The following is a 17,192-nucleotide window of genomic DNA, read 5'->3' on the forward strand; positions in this document are numbered from 1 at the left end:
CGCTACTGCCGAGCCATGTGCATGCGCATTTCGCTCTGGACGTCGGTGATCAGCTCTCCGGAGAGGTCGACGACCACCGTGTGCAGGGTGCCGGTGAACCGGAAGGGAGGTTCGTAGTCGGATACCACCGCGGAGCCCGGGTTGGCGCCGCAGGTCATTCCGCCGGGGTTGAACGCGACCGGCGTGATGAACGGGAAATCGGCTTCGCCGACCGGGGCGCGGTCGATGTAGAGCCGGGCGGTGCCCGGCGTGCCCCTGCCGTTGGCGAAGTCGGGTGTGCCGGTGGGTTCGAACTCGAAGCGCACTTCGTGGCGGCCTTCGGGAATGTTCTGGGTCGAGGAGACTCGGTGTACGGCGCGCCGGACGTAGTTGTGGGCGTAGTGCAAACGTCCGTCTTCGATGTAGAAGGTCCAGCCCCCGGCATTGGTGCCCTGGCACAGCAGGACGCCCTCGGCGCCGCCGGTCGGGACCTCCACATCGGCGGTGACACTGTGCGGTCGGTTCAATACCCGCGGTGAGACCGCCGCGGGCAGCGTCTCGGTGTCGGGGCGGAGGGTGTACCTGGTCTGCGCCCGCGTGATCTGCGGGCGCTCCACGAGCAGGCGTTGCAATCCGCTGCCGTCGACGGGCAGCACGTCGTAGCGGCCTGCCTCCACGTACCACCGCGCGATCATCTCCGTGAGTTTGTCCCGTTGCTCGGCGGCGAGGTCACGGGTTTCGGCGAAATCCTCCGCGACGTGATAGAGCTCCCAGTGGTGGGCGTCCAGAACGCCGAGGTCCTCGGCCGTGATGGGCGTGCCGAACGGTCGGTCCGCCTCGGCGAAAGAGGGGCCCGGCCACGGGCACACGGCCCGCCAGCCGTCGTGGTCGATCGCGCGGTGGCCGAGCATCTCGAAGTACTGCGTGTGATGCCTGGTCGACGCGGCCGAATCATCGAACGTGTGGGCGAAGCCGACACCGTGCAGCGGTGACTGGGCCACGCCCCGGATGGTTTCCGGCGGTTCGATGCCGAGCGCGTCGAGAACAGTGGGGACGACGTCGATCAGGTGCGCGTACTGGGTGCGCACCTCGCCCCGGGCGGTGATGCCCCGAGGCCAGTGGACCAGGAAGGGATCGCTGACGCCACCACGGTAGGTCTCGCGCTTCCAGCGCCGGAAGGGCGTGTTGCCCGCCCAGGTCCAGCCCCACGGATAGTGGTTGAACGTGGTCGGTCCGCCGAGCTCGTCGATGGCTCGCAGACTGTCCTCGATCGGTTCCGCCGCGTTGTTGAAGAACTGCAGCTCGTTCGTGGTACCGGTGACCCCGCCTTCCGGGCTGGCCCCGTTGTCGGAGACCAGCATGATCAGGGTGTTGTCGAGTTCGCCTGTCTCGCGCAGGAAGTCCACCAGCCGCCCGATGTGATGGTCGGTATGGGCGAGGAACCCGGCGTAGACCTCCATCATTCGTGCCGCGAGGCGGCGGGCGTCGGGTGCGAGCGCGGCCCACTCCGGCACGTCCGGATCGCGGCGGGACAGCCGCGCGTCCGCGGGCACCACCCCGAGTGCTCGCTGGCGGTCGAAGGTGGACTCGCGGTAGGCGTCCCAGCCGCCGTCGAACCGGCCGCGGTAACGATCGGCCCACTCCCTCGGCACATGATGCGGGGCGTGCGTCGCCCCCGTGCAGAAGTTCAAGAAGAACGGCTTGTCCGGAGCGACCTGCTTCGCGCCCGCGATGAAAGAGATCGCCTTGTCCACCAGGTCCGCGGTCAGGTGGTAGCCGTCTTCCGGCGTGCGGGGCGGCTCGACCTGGTGGTTGTCGTAGACCAGGTCCGGGTACCACTGGCTGGTGTCGCCGCCGAGAAAGCCGTAGAAGCGCTCGAAACCGCGACCGAGCGGCCAACGATCGTAGGGGCCCGCGGCGGATTCCTGCTCCGATGGCACCAAGTGCCATTTGCCGACCATGTACGTGTTGTACCCGTGCTGGAGCAGCATCTCCGAGAGGAATCCGTTCTCGAAGGGAATGTTGCCGTTGTAGCCCGGAAACCCGGTGGCGATTTCCGTGATGCCCGCCATGGCGTTGGCGTGATGGTTGCGTCCGGTGATGAGACAGGAGCGCGACGGCGAGCACAAGGCGGTCGTATGCATGTTGTTGTACAGCAACCCGCCCGCGGCCAAAGCGTCGATATGGGGTGTGGAAATGGGACTGCCGTAGCAGCCGAGCTGTCCGAACCCCGTGTCGTCGAGCACGATGAACAGCACATTCGGCGCACCTGAATTCGCCCGCACCGGTTGCGGCCAGGCGGGACTCGACTCATCGGTCGTCCGTCCGATGATTCCGGGGAAAGCTGTCGCGCGTTTGTATTCCTCGATTGGCATCGATGAGCCTCCGTCCTGCGGATGGGGCTGGACACCGCCAGCCCGGTCGTCCGAAGAAAGTGCATGCGATGACGACGAGCGGTTCCGCTGCGGCAAGTGCTGAAATTCTCGCCGTGCAACTTTGTCGGCCCTCATCGATGGCTCGGCAGGGGAGCCGGCCGGGCCGAACGCCGACCTCGGAGAGCGCGATCCTCACCCGAGCATCCGATATCGGTTCTCAGTCCGTCCGCTGACGCGACGGCACAGTCAAATGCTAGACGAGACCGTCGCGGCTGTCAGGGACGAAGTGCGGCCTGCTGCGAAGGCCCGTAGGTGCCGGAAAGCCGGAAACCGCGGCCGGGGGTAGAACCGGCCGCGGTTTCGCGGTGACCGACGGCGATTCAGAAGGCGGCTTCGTCGAGCTCCATGACCGTGATGTCGACGTCGGAGATGACCGACCACTCCGCGCTCAGGTGAGGCAGGACGGTCTTGGCGAAGAACGACGCGACGGCGATTTTGCCCTGATAGAATGCGCGGTCCTGCTCGCCCACGCCGGCATCCACCGCCGCGAGGGCGATCTCGGCGGCGACGATCAACCGCCAGGCGACGAGGAGATCGCCGACGGCGAGCAGGAATCGGACGGAGTTCAGGCCGATCTTGTACAGCTCGGTGGGGTGCTCCTGCGCGTCCAGCAGATGCTGGGTGAATCGGCTGGCCATGTCCTGCACGTCTTCCAGCGCGGTGGCGAGCAGCACCTTCTCGGCCTTGAGCCGGCCGTCGCCCGCGGGGGACTGCGCCGTGTCCCGGATCTTGCCCGCGAGGTGGGCGAGCGCGACGCCGCGGTCGCGGGCGATCTTGCGGAAGAAGAAGTCCTGCGCCTGGATGGCGGTGGTGCCTTCGTATAGCGAGTCGATCTTCGCGTCGCGGATGTACTGCTCGATCGGGTAGTCCTGCAGGAAGCCGGAACCACCCAGGGTCTGCAGCGACTCGGTCAGGTACTGGTAGGCCCGCTCGGAGCCGACACCCTTGACGATCGGCAGCAGCAGATCGTTGACCCGCGCGGCCAAGTCGGCATCCGCACCCGAGATATGGTGCGCCACAACGTCGTCCTGATGACCTGCGGTGTAGAGGTAGATCGCGCGCAGGCCCTCGGCGTACGCCTTCTGCATCATCAGCGACCGGCGCACGTCCGCATGGCGGGTGATGGTCACCTTCGGCGCGGTCTTGTCCGCCATCCGGGTCAGGTCGCTGCCCTGCACGCGGGTCTTCGCGTATTCGAGGGCATTGAGGTAACCGGTGGACAGGGTCGCGATGGCTTTGGTGCCCACCATCATGCGGGCTTCTTCGATGACCTCGAACATCTGCGCGATGCCGTTGTGCACCTCGCCGACCAGCCAGCCCTTGGCCGGAATGCCGTGGCCGCCGAAGGTCACCTCGCAGGTGGCGGACGCTTTCAGGCCCATCTTGTGCTCGACGTTGGTGACGAAGACGCCGTTGCGCTCGCCCAGCTCGCCGGTCTGGTGGTCGAAGTGGAACTTCGGCACGAAGAACAGCGACAGGCCCTTGGTGCCCGGTCCGGCGCCCTCGGGGCGGGCCAGCACCAGGTGCATGATGTTCGGGAACAGGTCGTCGGAGTCGGCGGAGGTGATGAACCGCTTGACGCCCTCGATGTGCCAGGAGCCGTCTTCCTGCTCGACCGCTTTGGTGCGGCCCGCGCCGACGTCGGAACCGGCGTCGGGCTCGGTCAGCACCATGGTGGCGCCCCAGCCGTGTTCGGCCATGAACTGGGCCCAGCGCTGCTGTTGCTCGGTGCCGATGCCGTACATGATGTCGGCCATGATCGGGCCGGTCAGGTACATGTAGGCCGCGGGCTGCGCCCCCAGGACGAATTCGCTGATGGCCCAGCCGACCATCAAGGGGGCGGGCACACCGCCGATCGCCTCGGCCTTGCCGACCCGCCACCATTCGGCGTCGTACCAGGCGCGCACGGCCTTCTTGAACGAGTCCGGCAGGCTGACCGAGTGGGTGGCCGCATCGAAAACCGGGGGATTGCGGTCGGTTTCGGCGAACGGTTCGGCGACCGGTCCTTCCGCCAAGCGCGCAGCCTCCGCGAGCATCGATCGCACGGTGTCGCCGTCCAGGTCACCGAATGCTCCGGTGCGGAGGATGTCGTCGAGTCCGTACACCTCGAACAGGTTGAACTCGAGGTCACGCACGTTGCTCTTGTAATGGCTCACGAGCCAAAGCCTTTCGAGGAACGGCCGGTGTACCGGCGCGGGATTCGGCGGGCGCACCCACAGGTGATCACCCACGGCACACTGTGCGGCACCGGGAACTCGAAATCAATCCGATGTTAATGACCACTAAGTAGATGGTCGGATGTCCGATTACGTTCTCTCCGCTGATAGCGGGTAATTGGCCGGTCTAAGTTAATTGCGACTAAGTGGCATAAATCACTGGGCGGTAACTCGGCCATGAATCCGGGCCGTTTCGATCCGCTCTCCGATCGCCACGAGTACGTCGACGAGGTCCGCGCGGCGCCGGAAGCGCGGATTGCGGACGGCATCGATGACCACGGTGGTGACGGCGCGGCTGAGCACCCGGGCAGCCGGAGCGGACAAGTCCGGTCGTACGGCCTGCAGCATGCGGGCCCACTGAGCGATGCCGTCCAGGCGCACCCTCCGGTAGCGCTGCACCGCCTCGCCTGGCAGGTGCCGGGTCTCGCTGACGGTGATGGCGAGCAGGTCGGGCTCGTCCACGCCGAGCTGAGCGAAGCTGCGCATGAGTGAGCGCATGGATTCCTCGGCGCTGCGGCCCTCGGCGATCGCCCGGGCGAGCAGCAGTCGCAGCCACTCGTCCTGGCGCCGGACGATCTGGTCCAGCAGCTCGGCTTTGCTCGAAAAGTGGTGGTACAGGGCGGGTCCGGTGACGCCGACGGCCGCACCGATATCTTCGATGCTCACGGCCGCGTAGCCGCGGGTGCTGAACAATCGCGCCGCTTCGGCGAGCATCCGCTCCGACCGCAGTGCTCGATCCAGTGCGGCGTTGCCGGTCTCCGTGCGCGGTGGCCGATTCGGCGCATGGCCCGCGTGCTCGGGCATCTCGGTGGCGATCACCGCCGCGACGGCGGCGTCGAGCACCTGCGCGGCCGCGGGCGCGGGCAACTCGGCGCGGTGATAGGAGGGGCTGACGGCGATCGACAGCACGCACCAGCTCAGCAACTCGACATCCGTGGCGCTCAGTTCGGGTCGGCGCCGGTGGATCGTGTGGCGCAGGTACCGGGTGATCCGCGCGGCGCGCACCAGTACCGCGGTCTTGTCCGCGGTGGTCAGGTTGCGGAACTCGAGTTGCCACAGTCGCGGCAGGCCGCGCAGTTCGAGTGCGACCCGGACCAGTTCGGCCAGTACCGCGCCGCCGGAATCGTCGGAGCGAAACGCGGCGTCGAGCCGGTGCAAGGTGTCGTCGAGCCCCACCAGCAGGCACTGCCCCAGGAGTTGCTGCTTGTTGCGGAAGTGCCGGTACAGCGCCGTCGCCGAGATGCCGACCGCCGCCGCGATATCGGCCATCGTCGTGCCGTAGTAGCCGCTGTGCGCGAAGGCGTCGACCGCGGCGTGCAGGATCATCTCGCGCCGATGAGGTGGTCTCCGCCGTGTCCGGCCGCTGCTCGCCTGTGTGCCCATCGCGGTCAGTGTCGCGTATCGGAACGTCCACGGCGAGGCCGGGCCGCATCCGGTTGCCCGGCACGTCCCGGGATGGTGTCGGAGTGACACTCGAGCCGGTATGACGATTTCGTCATAAGCGACGCGGGGGTCCTACTGTCGAGTAGGCTTCCCGCAGCTATCACTACCCGGGGGATCGTTGTCGATCAGGTAAGCAGAGGGAGCCGCCCGTGAGCGCAGAGACCGCGGACGCCACAGAACTGTCCAGCATGGCCGCCCGCCTGCGCATCGCGTCGACTGTGATCCTGCGGCGCGCCCGAAGGGATCCCGAGGAACGGCGGCTGTCCGCGACGCAGTGGGCGGTGCTGGGACGCCTGCACCGATACGGCGCCCTGGCCGCGGTAGACCTGGCGCGGCTGGAGATGCTGCGCCCGCAGACGATGCGCAACGTGGTCGACGGCTTGCGCGATCAGGGCTTGGTCGTGGGCGTGCGTGATCCGAACGACGGACGCCGGGTGAATCTGACGCTCACCGACGAAGGCCGCGCCTGGGTGTGCGGCCATCAAGCGTCCGCGAACGATGCTCTGGCGCAGGTGTTGTCCGCGAGCTTGCGGTCCGGCGAGTTGCACAAGGTCGGCGAGGCGCTGGATCTGCTGGAACGGATCGCCTACGGTGAGCGCGGTACACCGGATGCGCCGATCGCCGCAGATCCCGGCCTCGAAGCCGAATCAGCTTGTGCGGGCTGACTCACACCAGTTGGCCGACGCGTTCCTCGAGATTCGCGAGCAATTGACATCCCGTCCCGCATCGCCCGGCCGTTGAGCTTCCGCCGCTGCGGGCGTGCGCGAGCACGTGGAGCGGCTCGCAGGCCGTCCATGCGCCCACCGGCGAGGTAGGTAAGGTCTGAAGCGTCGTGGAACGGACTCCACGATGCAGCCGCCGAACAGCTTCGCGCGGACGCGCCGCCCTGTCGAACGAAGAGAGCTGATTGATGTCGACCTCTACAGCGCGTGCACAGATCGGGGTCACCGGTCTGGCGGTCATGGGTAGCAACATCGCACGGAACTTCGCCAGGAACGGCTATACCGTCGCGCTGCACAACCGCTCCGTCGCCAAGACCGACGCACTGCTCGAGGCACACGGCGACGACGGCGACTTCGTGCGGACCGAGACGGTCGAGGAGTTCGTCGCCGCGCTGGAAAAGCCGCGCCGGGTGCTGATCATGGTCAAGGCCGGCGCCGCGACCGACGCGGTCATCGAGGAACTGGCGGCCGCGATGGAACCGGGCGACATCATCATCGACGGTGGAAACGCCCTCTACACCGACACCATTCGGCGGGAAGCCGCCATGCGTGAGCGTGGGCTGAACTTCGTCGGCGCGGGCATCTCCGGTGGCGAGGAGGGTGCGCTCAACGGCCCCGCGATCATGCCGGGCGGCCCCAAGGAGTCCTATGACTCGCTCGGCCCGCTGCTGGAATCGATCGCGGCGAAGGTGGACGGCACGCCCTGCTGCACCCACATCGGCCCGGACGGCTCCGGACATTTCGTCAAGATGGTGCACAACGGCATCGAGTACGCCGACATGCAGCTGATCGGCGAGGCCTACCACCTGTTCCGCGACGCGCTCGGTTTCGACGCCAAGCAGATCGCCGACGTGTTCACCCAATGGAACTCCGGCGACCTGGAGAGCTACCTCGTCGAGATCACCGCCGAGGTGCTCAGCCAGGTCGACGCGAAGACCGGCAAGCCGCTGGTGGACGTCATCGTCGACGCGGCCGAACAGAAGGGCACCGGACGCTGGACGGTGAAGTCCGCGCTCGACCTCGGCGTGCCGGTGACCGGCATCGCCGAAGCGGTGTTCGCGCGGGCGCTGTCGGGTTCCCGCGCTCAGCGCAGGGCCGCGGAGGGACTCGCGTCGGGCCGGTTGGCCGACAAGCCCACCGGTGTCGAGCAGTTCACCGAAGACATCCGTCAGGCCCTGTACGCCTCGAAGGTGGTCGCCTACGCGCAAGGCTTCGACCAGATCGCCGCGGGCAGCGCCGAATACGACTGGGGGCTGCGCCCCGGCGATCTCGCGACGATCTGGCGCGGCGGCTGCATCATCCGGGCCAGGTTCCTCAACCGGATCAAGGAAGCCTACGACGAGAACCCGGCGCTGCCGAGCCTGATCCTCGCGCCCTACTTCCGCGAGGCGATCGAGACCGCCATCGACAGCTGGCGCCGCGTCGTGTCCACCGCGACCCTGCTCGGAATTCCGGTCCCCGCGTTCGCGTCCTCCCTGTCGTACTACGACGCCCTGCGCGCAGACCGCCTTCCCGCCGCGCTCACCCAGGCCCAACGTGACTTCTTCGGCGCCCACACCTACGAACGCGTCGACGCCGAAGGCAAGTACCACACGCTCTGGAGCGGCGACCGCGGCGAGGTTCGCGCCGACTAGTCCGTCGCGCTGCCGCCCGGGTCAGTCCCGGGTGCCGGCGGCCCGCTCCCATGCCGCGCGGCGGAGCAGGCGTAACCCGTTGAGTCCGACGATGACGGTGGATCCCTCGTGTCCGGCGACGCCCAGTGGGAGGGGCAGGGTTCCGGCGAGGTCCCAGACGACCAGCACGCCGATGAAAATGGCGGCGATGGCCAGATTGGCGGTCATCACCCGGCGCGCCTGCCGGGACAACGCGATCACCGCCGGGATCGTGGTCAGATCGTCGCGCACGACGACGGCATCCGCGGTCTGCAGGGTCAGGTCCGATCCGGCCCCGCCCATGGCGATGCCGACCTCGGCCGCGGCGAGGGCCGGGGCGTCGTTGATGCCGTCACCGACCACGGTCACTGTGCGCCCGTCGGCCTGCCACTGCCGCACCGCCGTCACCTTGTCGTCGGGCAGCAGGTCGGCGCGCACGTCGGTGATGCCGACCCGAGCGGCGAGCCGGTCGGCGGTGGCGCGGTTGTCGCCGGTCAGCAGGGCCGGCTCGGCGCCGGTCAGCTCGGTCGCGGCGCGCACGGCCGCGGCCGCTTCCGGTCGGAGCTGGTCGGTGAGGGCGAGCACGCCGATCGGGTGGTGCTCGCAGGTCACGATCACGGCGGTGTAGCCGTGAGCCTGTACGGCGTCGACGGAGGCTTGCCCGGAGGCGAGGCCGGGTCCTGCCGTGGCGGGGGAGCCGACCCCGATCAGGCGGTCACCGACGAGGGCGGTCACACCGCGGCCCGGATGTGCGGTGAACTCGGTGACCTCGGGCAGGAGCAGATCTCGGCCGCGGGCCGCGCGCACGATCGCCGCTGCCAGAGGATGCTCGCTCGGGCGTTCGGCCGCCGCAGCGAGCCGAAGCACCTCGTCGTCGGTGAACCGCTCGTCCAGGCAACGGATTTCGGCGATTTCCGGGATGCCGCGGGTCAAGGTGCCGGTCTTGTCGAAGGCGACGTGCGTGGTGGCCCCGAGCTTTTCCATGACCACGGCGGACTTGACCAGTACGCCGTGGCGGCCCGCGTTGGCGATGGCCGCCAGCAACGGTGGCATGGTGGCCAGTACTACCGCGCAAGGGGAGGCGACGATCATGAACGTCATCGCCCGCAACAGCGCCCGCTGCAGCGTGTCGCCGAGCAGCAGGGGGATGGCGAACACCGCGAGGGTGACCACGACCATGCCGATCGAGTAGCGCTGCTCCACCTTCTCGATGAAAAGCTGTGTGCGCGCCTTGGTTCGGGCCGCCTGCTCGACAAGGGCGGCGATCCGCGCGACCACGGAGTCCTCGGCGCGGCGATCGACCCGGACGCGTAGCGCGCCGGTGCCGTTCAGGGTGCCTGCGAACACCTCGTCACCCGCGGTCTTGTCCAGAGGCAGCGGTTCGCCGGTGATCGTGGCCTGATCGACCTCGCTGCCGCCGGAGAGCACCGTCGCGTCCGCGGGAATCCGCTCACCGGGCCGCACCACCGCGACATCGCCGACACGTAATGCGGTGGCGTGCACCGTCTCCTCGTCGCCGTCGCGGGTGATCCGGGTCGCGGTGTCCGGCGTGAGGTCGAGCAGTCCGCGCACCGAGTCCTCGGTCCGGGCGGTGGCCAGTGCTTCCAGGGCGCCGGAGGTGGCGAAGATGACGATCAGCAACGCGCCGTCGGTGATCTGGCCGATCGACGCGGCGCCGATCGCGGCGACGACCATGAGCAGGTCGACATCGAGGGTCCTGTCCCGCAGCGCGCGCAATCCCGACCAGCCCGGCTCCCACCCACCGGCGGCATAACAGGCCAGGTACAGGCCCCACCAGACCCACTGCGGGCCATCGGCCAGTTGCGCCGCCAGACCGGTCAGGAACAGCAGCACAGCCGCGGCGGCCCACCGCACTTCCGGCAGGGCGAACAGCCGGGTCCGGCGCGCGGGCACGAGACCGGATGACGGAGTCGGACGGGTCGGCGCGAGGGTCGGCGCGGCCACAGGTCACCTCCAAGACAGCAGCGAACAGACGGCCCGACCATATCAGAAAACATGAACATGTCTTCATTTGTTCCTAGAGTATGCTTTTCCCTTATGGGACACGGCGTCGAAGGCAGAGACCGCCCTGTCGCACGTCTGGATCCGGGCTCGGCCGCCCACGTGGCGACCACCCTGCAGGCGCTGGCCACCCCGAGCCGGTTGATGATCCTCACCGAACTGCGCCAGGGGCCGCTGTCGGTGAGTGCGCTGGCCGACGCCATCGGCATGGAACAGTCCGCCGTCTCCCATCAGCTCCGGCTGCTACGCAACCTGGGCCTGGTCACCGGCACGCGGACCGGCCGCAGCATCGTCTACACCCTCTACGACAATCACGTCGCCCAATTGCTGGACGAGGCGATCTACCACAGCGAACACCTCCGTCTCGGACTGTCCGACCGCCCCGAGACCGTCGGCTGACCGCCCGCGCGGCGAGGCCGGTCCGCCCCTTCGAGGTGGATCAGCGGGCGGTCCGAGTGCGGGCTCGACTCCGCCGCTTGACCTGGAGTGCGCTCTAGCACTTAGTGTGCGGTCGTACAGGGTTGACCAGCAGAAGGGACCACGTCATGGACCTCGGTTTCCACATTCCGATCTTCGACATCGACGGTGGTACGACCGCCATCGCCGGTGAGCTGGCGCGGGTGGGAGCGGCGGCGGAGGAGTCCGGAGCGACCTGGCTGTCGTTCATGGACCACTACTTCCAGATCGAGCCGACCGGCCTGCCCGTGGAGGCGAACATGTTGGAGGGCTACACCACCCTCGGCTACCTGGCCGCGCACACTTCGCGCGTCGACCTCAGCCTGCTCGTCACCGGCGTGACCTATCGCCACCCCGGCCTGCTCGCGAAGATCGTCACCACACTCGACGTCCTTTCCGGCGGCCGGGCGGTTCTCGGGATCGGCGCCGCCTGGTTCGAACGCGAACACCGTGGGCTCGGCGTGGCGTTTCCCCCGACCGCCGAACGGTTCGAGCGGCTGGAGGAGACGCTGCGCATCTGCCGCCAGATGTGGGACCCGCGGGACAACGGGTCGTTCGACGGGAAGTACTACCAGTTGGCCGAGACACTGTGCTCGCCGCAGCCCATCAATCGACCGAAGGTACTCATCGGCGGCGGCGGAGAGCGCAAGACGCTGCGGTTGGTGGCGCAGTACGCCGACGCCTGCAACCTGTTCGGCTCCGCGCCCTCGGATGTCGAGCACAAGCTCGACGTGCTGCGACGGCACTGCGACGACGTCGGCCGTGACTACGACGAGATCCGCAAGACGATCATCGCCGACAACCCGCGGCCGAGCCCGGACAACCGCGACGATTTCGTCCGGCAGATGGCCCCCTACGCCGAACTCGGCATCGATGCCGTCATCGTCATTCCCACCAGCGGTTCGCCGGCCGCGTGGATCGATGGCATGGCGCCTGCCGTCCCGCGGCTGGCGGAACTCGGTTGAGCCCGCGGGCGCCTACCTCTACAGTTTGTAGCCGATCTGGCGCAGTAGCTGCCTGCGGGCCGCCTGGTCATCGGCATTCTCGACACCGAGCGGTACGAATCCGTCGACCACTCCGACGATGCCTCTGCCGAGTTCCGTCTCGGCGACCAGGACGTCTACCGGATTGGCCGTGGCGCAGAAGATTCCGCAGACCTCCGGGACCTGCCGCACGGCGTTGAGCACGTTGACCGGGTAGCCCTCGCGCAGGAAGACGACGAACGAGTGTCCCGCCCCGATGTCGAGGGCGTTCTTGGTCGCGAGCTCGACGAGGGAGTCGTCGTTGCCGGAGCGGCGGACCAGGCGCGGTCCGGAGGCCTCGCAGAACGCCAGCCCGAAGCGCAGGTGGGGGCTCACCCCTACCAGCGCCTCGTGCAGGTCCTCCACGGTTTTGATGAAGTGGGACTGTCCGATGACGACGTTGAGTTCGTCCGGTTTGTCGATGCGCACGGCTGTCAGCTCCACAGCGACATACTGCGCCCCGGCGAACTCGATCCATAGCATTTCGACATTTATTTCGCTCGCGTCGTGGGCGGGCCCGGGGTTCCACTCAGCGCGGGGACATCCGGGCTCAACCGTCGGCGGTGCGGAAAGGCAGGTCCACGACCAGCGCGGTGGCGTTGTCTCTTCCTCCGGCCAGGAGGGCGTCGTCCACCAGGTTGTTCGCGATCGCGTGGGCTGTGTGACCCTGGGCGAGGATCGCTTTCACGGTGGCGATGCCCAGCGGCTTGTGTACGCCGTCGGTGCTCAGCAGCAGCCTGCCCGTGCTCGATCCGGTGGCGGCGTACCCGATCTCGTCCGGCCGGACAGTGCGCGCCGAGGTGGTGACCAGATGCCCCATTCGCGGTGTGGGAACGAGCCCGCGCGCTCGGTACAACTCGGCGACGGTGTGGTCGGTGGTGATCTGGTGCAGCGTCCGCCCGTTCCAGCGATACGCGCGACAGTCGCCGACCCAGGCAACTTCACAGGGGCCGTCGGGCCGACCGGCGGCAGGCGCCACCGCCACCACGAGCACGCTGTCGGCCGAGGGTTCCGGCACCTCCCGCAGTAGTTCCTCGTGCGCCGCGAGAATTCCCGCACGCGCTCCGTCGCGGGCTCCGGCGCGTGCCGCCGCGGCGGCCACCGTGCGTGCCGCCCGGGCGCCGAGCAGATGATCGCCGATGCCGTCGGCGACGGCGTAGGCGGTGACTCCGGTCGCCGCGTTCGTCTCGATCGCGACCGCGTCGGCGTTGATGGACCGTGCCGAACGCCGAGTGGCCGACGCTCCCATGGCCGCGCCCAGCCACGATGTCTCGATCCGCGGCATGCTCGCGGTGGTGCCGGTGTGCATGGGCTGGTCTCCTCGAGGCTGGGGTCTGCGTGCTGCCGACCAGCACCCTTCAAGGAGACCGCGTCAGTATTTGGGCTTCGCCAGAGTCAGCCGTGTGAACGCTGAGAATCCGCTCTCGATCAGGTCACGGCCGGCATCCCGGTCCGCCGCCGCGCACCGGCAATTCACCGGCACAGGCTGATATCGCAGCGCATTAATCGATCACCGCTGTACCTTGTGCCGCACTCCACACGCCGAAGCGCATTTCGCAACATTGTTTCCGGATTCTGGCAATCAATCGGCTCACTGCACGTTGCTCGGCGCATTTACGTTCTCCGGCTGTGAAGCATGGGCGCACGCAGCGAATGACTCACCGATGCCGTCCACCTTCGACCGGGTCGGCTCGACCGAGCCGAAAACTGTGCCGGACACCGTGACGGCCGCAAACTCGCAGCCGTCGGCTCGCTACGGCCCAGCGCGGTCGCGGGACCTCTGCGCGCCCACCCGAACCCGGCGCGGGCGCAATCGAAAAGTTCTCTCGCACAGATGAATCCAAGCGCCAGGGCGAACTCGTGCGAACGATTCAGCCGGCGCACAACTCAGCACGCCGCCGCCGGTGGGTCAGGCGTGTCCAGGAATGGAGCACTACGTGGTCATCGGTCCCGACCAGGACGCTTCCCCACGCTCGGCGCCGATGCCGAGCCCGCCACGCGCAGGCGCGCCCACCTGGCTCCTGGTGGTCGGCGCGATGATCAGCATCCAACTCGGCGCGGTGATCGCCAAGCACCTGTTCTCCCTTGCCTCGCCCGTGACGGTCGCCTGTGCCCGGATCGTGCTGGCGGGGGCGTTCGCCATGCTGTTGTGGCGGCCCGCGCTGCGTATCGAGCGCACAGCGCTGCTTCCCATCGCCGGACTCGGGGTGTCCATCGCGGGCATGAACCTGTGTTTCTATGCGGCACTGGATCGCATTCCACTGGGCATGGCGGTGACGATCGACTTCATCGGTCCACTCGCGATCGCCCTGATCGGGTCGCGGCGCCTGCGCGACGCGCTGTGGGTGGCTCTCGCCGGAGCAGGTGTGTTGCTGCTGGTCGACAGCGAAGGGCCGGTGTCATGGAGCGGCGTGCTGTTCGCGGTGGCGGCCGGCGCGGGATGGGGCGCCTACATCGCCTGCGGCGCTGTGGTCGGCGGGCATACCGCCGGACACGACGGATTGGCGCTGGCGATGGGTCTCGGCGGGCTGCTCGCCTTGCCGGTGGTGATCGCGGACCATGCTGTGGCGCTGACGGATCCGGTCTTCTTGGTGGGTGCCGCGGCGTTGGCCGTGCTCTCCTCGCTGGTCCCGCACGCCATCGAGATGGCGGCCCTGCGCCGGATCACTCCCGCGGCGTTCGGCGTCATGATGAGCTTGGAGCCCGTGGTGGCCGCGGGGGTCGGATTGCTCCTGCTCGGCGAGGACATGCGCGCGGCGCAGTGGCTGGGCATCGGCCTGGTGGTCGTGGCGTGCGCCGGATCGGCGCGCGCCGCCCGCGACGACGGCTCGAACGGCACCGAGTTCCGGTGCGCGGAAATGGCGGTGTCCAGCACCGTAGACAGAGCGATATGAGTTTTCCGGGTGTCCATATCGCTGCCGTGTTTCCGTCGCCACTACCGACAGCGTGATGACTAGGCAGAACGCATTCGGCGCACCGGATTTCCGGTAGATCCCCGAGTTGCCGGTGACGCAGACAACATTCGAAACTCGGTTGAATTCACCGCCCTACCGACGGGTACGTGATCAAATGCTGAACAACTGTCGTCTCGAACCGCGGTGCCGCGCGCGGATCCCAAGAATTCAGGAGGTTGTGACTGTGGTCGACGCAAGCGTGCCCACGCTGCGTCCGTCCGAGCTGGAAAGGTTGGCTCAGCTGGACGAACACAACGAACTTTCGGCCGAACATGTGCGAGCGACCTCGCAGCGGCTCGGTGTGCCGGAGGAAAACCTGTGGCGATGGCTGACGGACCGTCGCGGCGCCTCCGCGGCCACCACGCGGATCGATGTCCCCGAGCCCGCCACCACGCGAATCGATGTCCCCGAGCCCCCGACAAGGCACGTCGGCTACGGGGCGAGCAGTAACCGGCCATCGCGCATCATCACGCTCTCCGAAGCGGTCGGCGCCGAGTCGCTGCCGCAGATCCCCGATGGCGACGTCACCACCTTCCGGGCGGATGCCTACCGAAGTCTGCCGTCGGCGGAGTTCGACCGCATCGACGCCGTCTATTCCGACGGAATCCAGACGGCATGCCGGTGGCTGGCCGAACACACCGGGCAGCCGTGCAGGCACAACCTGAACCAGAACGGCGGTGGAAGCTGGCTGGGGCCCCGAGGGGCCGGTCTCGCCGAATACATGCTCGCGGTGCTGCAACCACGCCTCACCGCACCGGATCGCTTCCATCATGGCCGTGGCGCCGGTGTGGTGGACGAGTGGAACGACATTCTGAGCCTGTACAGATTCCTCGGCGGGCTGGTTGCCGACAGTCCCAGCCGTGGACACACGATCACGCGCCTGCGGGGCGCTCAAGCGGCGTTCCTGCTGCATGGTCTGCGACTCGACCTGCCGACGGATCTGCCGTACTCGGTCGGGCCGGGGCTGACGACGATCCCGATCGACCACGATGTCATCGCCCGTGTCCGCGCCAGGACCACCGATCCGGTCGACGCGGCGGCGATCACCACCGCGCTCTTCACCGGCGCTACCGCGATGGAACTCAACGCCATTCCCTGTGTCGCGCTCACCGCGGACGCCTTGATCTTCAACGGCCCGATCGGCTATACCCGCGCGTCCGACCTGTACGTGTGGGTGGTGCCGCCGGTGGCGCGCCCGCTGCTCTACGAAGCCCGCGCCTACCAGGAATCGCGCGACACACCCAACGACAAACTGTTCGCCGGCGCCATCGGCGGAGCGGGCTTCCGCCTGCGCAGGCTCGCGGCGGCGTGCGAGGTGGTTCTCCCGGATCTGTACCACTGGCACCACAGCTGGATCCGCCATGCGGGTCTGCTCCGGATGTCCGAGCAACCGACCCCGGCCCGGAATACCGATCTGCTGTTCGGATTGAAACTCGCACCCCGGCCGCGCCGCCGCCGCGCACGCTGAGCGAGAAGCCACCCGAGCAGGTCCAGGACGCCTCGGTGCGCAGCGCGAGCTCAGCCCACGTCGTCGAGGAGATGCCGTGGTGCGGCCTGGCGCCAGGAGTCGAGCACGATGGCTTCCAACTCGTCTCGGTCGTCCAGGGCGGTGAGACGCGCGCGGACCCAGGCGTTGTTGGCTTCGTGGGCCGCGATCCAGAACTTGTCCGGTTCGGCGAGGACGAGTTCGTCGCGCTCGGCGATGGGGCATCGGACCGCCATCGAGGTCTCCGCCTCGGGGAGGGTGAGGAACAGTTTGCCGCCGACCCGGAAGGTCGGCATGCCCCACGTGAACTGTTCGGACGTCTCCGGCAGCGACAGCGCGAACGTTCGGACATCGTCCCCGGTGAAACTCATGCACCGAATCCTTCCAGGCCGCAACGGTACTTCCGTACGCGGCCGCGGGGGAAGCGAGGTCGCCCGGGCACCTGTCCATAGGGCGCGGTACCGACGGGCACCATTCGTACCTTGTGAGCTGCCCGATCGACCAGTCCAACGCGACCGTTGCCACCCCGTGGAGCGCGGCGGAACGCGGATACATCGATGCCGTCATCGCACCGTCCCGCACGCGGCTGGAGATACGGCATGCGCTGGGGCTGCTGCGGGACAAGGAAGCCGCCGCGGAACACGCGCAAGCACAGCCTGTACCCGATGTAGCACGGGCAGTGCGGTCGCGGGTCGTAGTCCGGTACCCGGTTTCGGTGAGCGGTGTTGCCGGTACTTCTACCTGCGGTTTTCCTACTGACGGGCTGGGTATGCGCCAAGAGGGTAGGAACGTCCGCGGGCGGAGG

The 17,192-nt window shown here is 68.0% G+C and carries 13 protein-coding genes and 1 pseudogene; 7 read left to right on the forward strand and 7 right to left on the reverse strand.

Annotation, left to right across the window (positions count from 1 at the left end; all coding sequences use genetic code 11):
* Positions 1-2: 2 nt before the first annotated feature.
* The 3 genes from LTT66_RS28495 to LTT66_RS28505 all read right to left on the reverse strand — a co-directional run bounded on the left by LTT66_RS28495 (position 3) and on the right by LTT66_RS28505 (position 6,013).
* Complete coding sequence (locus tag LTT66_RS28495; RefSeq protein ID WP_233061663.1) at positions 3-2,354, reverse strand: arylsulfatase; 2,352 nt, start codon at positions 2,352-2,354, stop codon at positions 3-5.
* Positions 2,355-2,734: 380 nt separating this feature from the next.
* Entirely contained in the window at positions 2,735-4,570 is a 1,836-nt protein-coding gene (locus LTT66_RS28500) for an acyl-CoA dehydrogenase (RefSeq protein WP_233061665.1), read from the reverse strand.
* Positions 4,571-4,786: 216 nt separating this feature from the next.
* Positions 4,787-6,013, reverse strand: coding sequence for a TetR/AcrR family transcriptional regulator (locus LTT66_RS28505; RefSeq protein ID WP_233061667.1), 1,227 nt, complete (start codon positions 6,011-6,013; stop codon positions 4,787-4,789).
* A gap of 209 nt (positions 6,014-6,222) precedes the next feature.
* Here LTT66_RS28505 and LTT66_RS28510 point away from each other — a divergent pair, with 209 nt between their 5' ends.
* Together LTT66_RS28510 and gndA are read left to right on the forward strand one after the other, a co-directional pair.
* Positions 6,223-6,738, forward strand: a complete 516-nt coding sequence (locus LTT66_RS28510) for a MarR family winged helix-turn-helix transcriptional regulator (RefSeq protein ID WP_233061669.1) — start codon at positions 6,223-6,225, stop codon at positions 6,736-6,738.
* Between the two features lie 245 nt (positions 6,739-6,983).
* Positions 6,984-8,429: an NADP-dependent phosphogluconate dehydrogenase gene (gndA, locus tag LTT66_RS28515; protein WP_233061671.1), complete on the forward strand. Its 1,446-nt coding sequence runs from the start codon at positions 6,984-6,986 to the stop codon at positions 8,427-8,429.
* 21 nt (positions 8,430-8,450) lie between these two features.
* On the opposite strand, the gene LTT66_RS28520 is transcribed toward gndA, so the two are convergent.
* On the reverse strand, positions 8,451-10,412 hold the full coding sequence (locus LTT66_RS28520; protein ID WP_233061673.1) for a heavy metal translocating P-type ATPase: 1,962 nt from the start codon (positions 10,410-10,412) through the stop codon (positions 8,451-8,453).
* A 93-nt stretch (positions 10,413-10,505) separates the two neighbouring features.
* Between LTT66_RS28520 and LTT66_RS28525 the strand changes: the two genes are divergently transcribed.
* Positions 10,506-10,868, forward strand: a complete 363-nt coding sequence (locus tag LTT66_RS28525; RefSeq protein ID WP_233061675.1) for an ArsR/SmtB family transcription factor — start codon at positions 10,506-10,508, stop codon at positions 10,866-10,868.
* Between the two features lie 146 nt (positions 10,869-11,014).
* Entirely contained in the window at positions 11,015-11,890 is an 876-nt protein-coding gene (locus LTT66_RS28530; protein WP_233061677.1) for an LLM class F420-dependent oxidoreductase, read from the forward strand.
* Positions 11,891-11,908: 18 nt separating this feature from the next.
* Here LTT66_RS28530 and LTT66_RS28535 read toward each other — a convergent pair whose 3' ends face one another.
* Positions 11,909-12,391, reverse strand: a complete 483-nt coding sequence (locus tag LTT66_RS28535) for an adenosine-specific kinase (protein WP_233061679.1) — start codon at positions 12,389-12,391, stop codon at positions 11,909-11,911.
* A 106-nt stretch (positions 12,392-12,497) separates the two neighbouring features.
* Positions 12,498-13,256: a PP2C family protein-serine/threonine phosphatase gene (locus LTT66_RS28540; protein ID WP_233061681.1), complete on the reverse strand. Its 759-nt coding sequence runs from the start codon at positions 13,254-13,256 to the stop codon at positions 12,498-12,500.
* 628 nt (positions 13,257-13,884) lie between these two features.
* Between LTT66_RS28540 and LTT66_RS28545 the strand changes: the two genes are divergently transcribed.
* The gene (locus LTT66_RS28545) at positions 13,885-14,841 is read left to right on the forward strand and encodes an EamA family transporter (protein ID WP_233061682.1); all 957 of its coding nucleotides are present in this window, start codon (positions 13,885-13,887) and stop codon (positions 14,839-14,841) included.
* 244 nt (positions 14,842-15,085) lie between these two features.
* Entirely contained in the window at positions 15,086-16,369 is a 1,284-nt protein-coding gene (locus LTT66_RS28550; RefSeq protein ID WP_195101977.1) for a hypothetical protein, read from the forward strand.
* A 50-nt stretch (positions 16,370-16,419) separates the two neighbouring features.
* Here the strand turns inward: LTT66_RS28550 and LTT66_RS28555 are convergent, their stop codons facing one another.
* The gene (locus tag LTT66_RS28555; protein ID WP_195068425.1) at positions 16,420-16,758 is read right to left on the reverse strand and encodes an MmcQ/YjbR family DNA-binding protein; all 339 of its coding nucleotides are present in this window, start codon (positions 16,756-16,758) and stop codon (positions 16,420-16,422) included.
* A gap of 125 nt (positions 16,759-16,883) precedes the next feature.
* On the opposite strand from LTT66_RS28555, the pseudogene LTT66_RS37505 reads away from it, so the two are divergent.
* A pseudogene (locus tag LTT66_RS37505) lies at positions 16,884-17,058 on the forward strand (carboxyl transferase domain-containing protein); the annotation flags it as partial.
* Positions 17,059-17,192 lie beyond the last annotated feature (134 nt).

The organism is Nocardia gipuzkoensis, from assembly GCF_021183645.1.
Lineage (GTDB): Bacteria > Actinomycetota > Actinomycetes > Mycobacteriales > Mycobacteriaceae > Nocardia > Nocardia abscessus.

Coding starts and splice junctions, on each gene's coding strand:
- LTT66_RS28555 (WP_195068425.1), bottom strand. CDS start 16,758: ATGAGTTTCACCGGGGACGATGTCCGAACGTTCGCGCTGTCGCTGCCG.
- LTT66_RS28495 (WP_233061663.1), bottom strand. CDS start 2,354: ATGCCAATCGAGGAATACAAACGCGCGACAGCTTTCCCCGGAATCATC.
- LTT66_RS28530 (WP_233061677.1), top strand. CDS start 11,015: ATGGACCTCGGTTTCCACATTCCGATCTTCGACATCGACGGTGGTACG.
- LTT66_RS28525 (WP_233061675.1), top strand. CDS start 10,506: ATGGGACACGGCGTCGAAGGCAGAGACCGCCCTGTCGCACGTCTGGAT.
- LTT66_RS28540 (WP_233061681.1), bottom strand. CDS start 13,256: ATGCACACCGGCACCACCGCGAGCATGCCGCGGATCGAGACATCGTGG.
- gndA (WP_233061671.1), top strand. CDS start 6,984: ATGTCGACCTCTACAGCGCGTGCACAGATCGGGGTCACCGGTCTGGCG.
- LTT66_RS28505 (WP_233061667.1), bottom strand. CDS start 6,013: ATGGGCACACAGGCGAGCAGCGGCCGGACACGGCGGAGACCACCTCAT.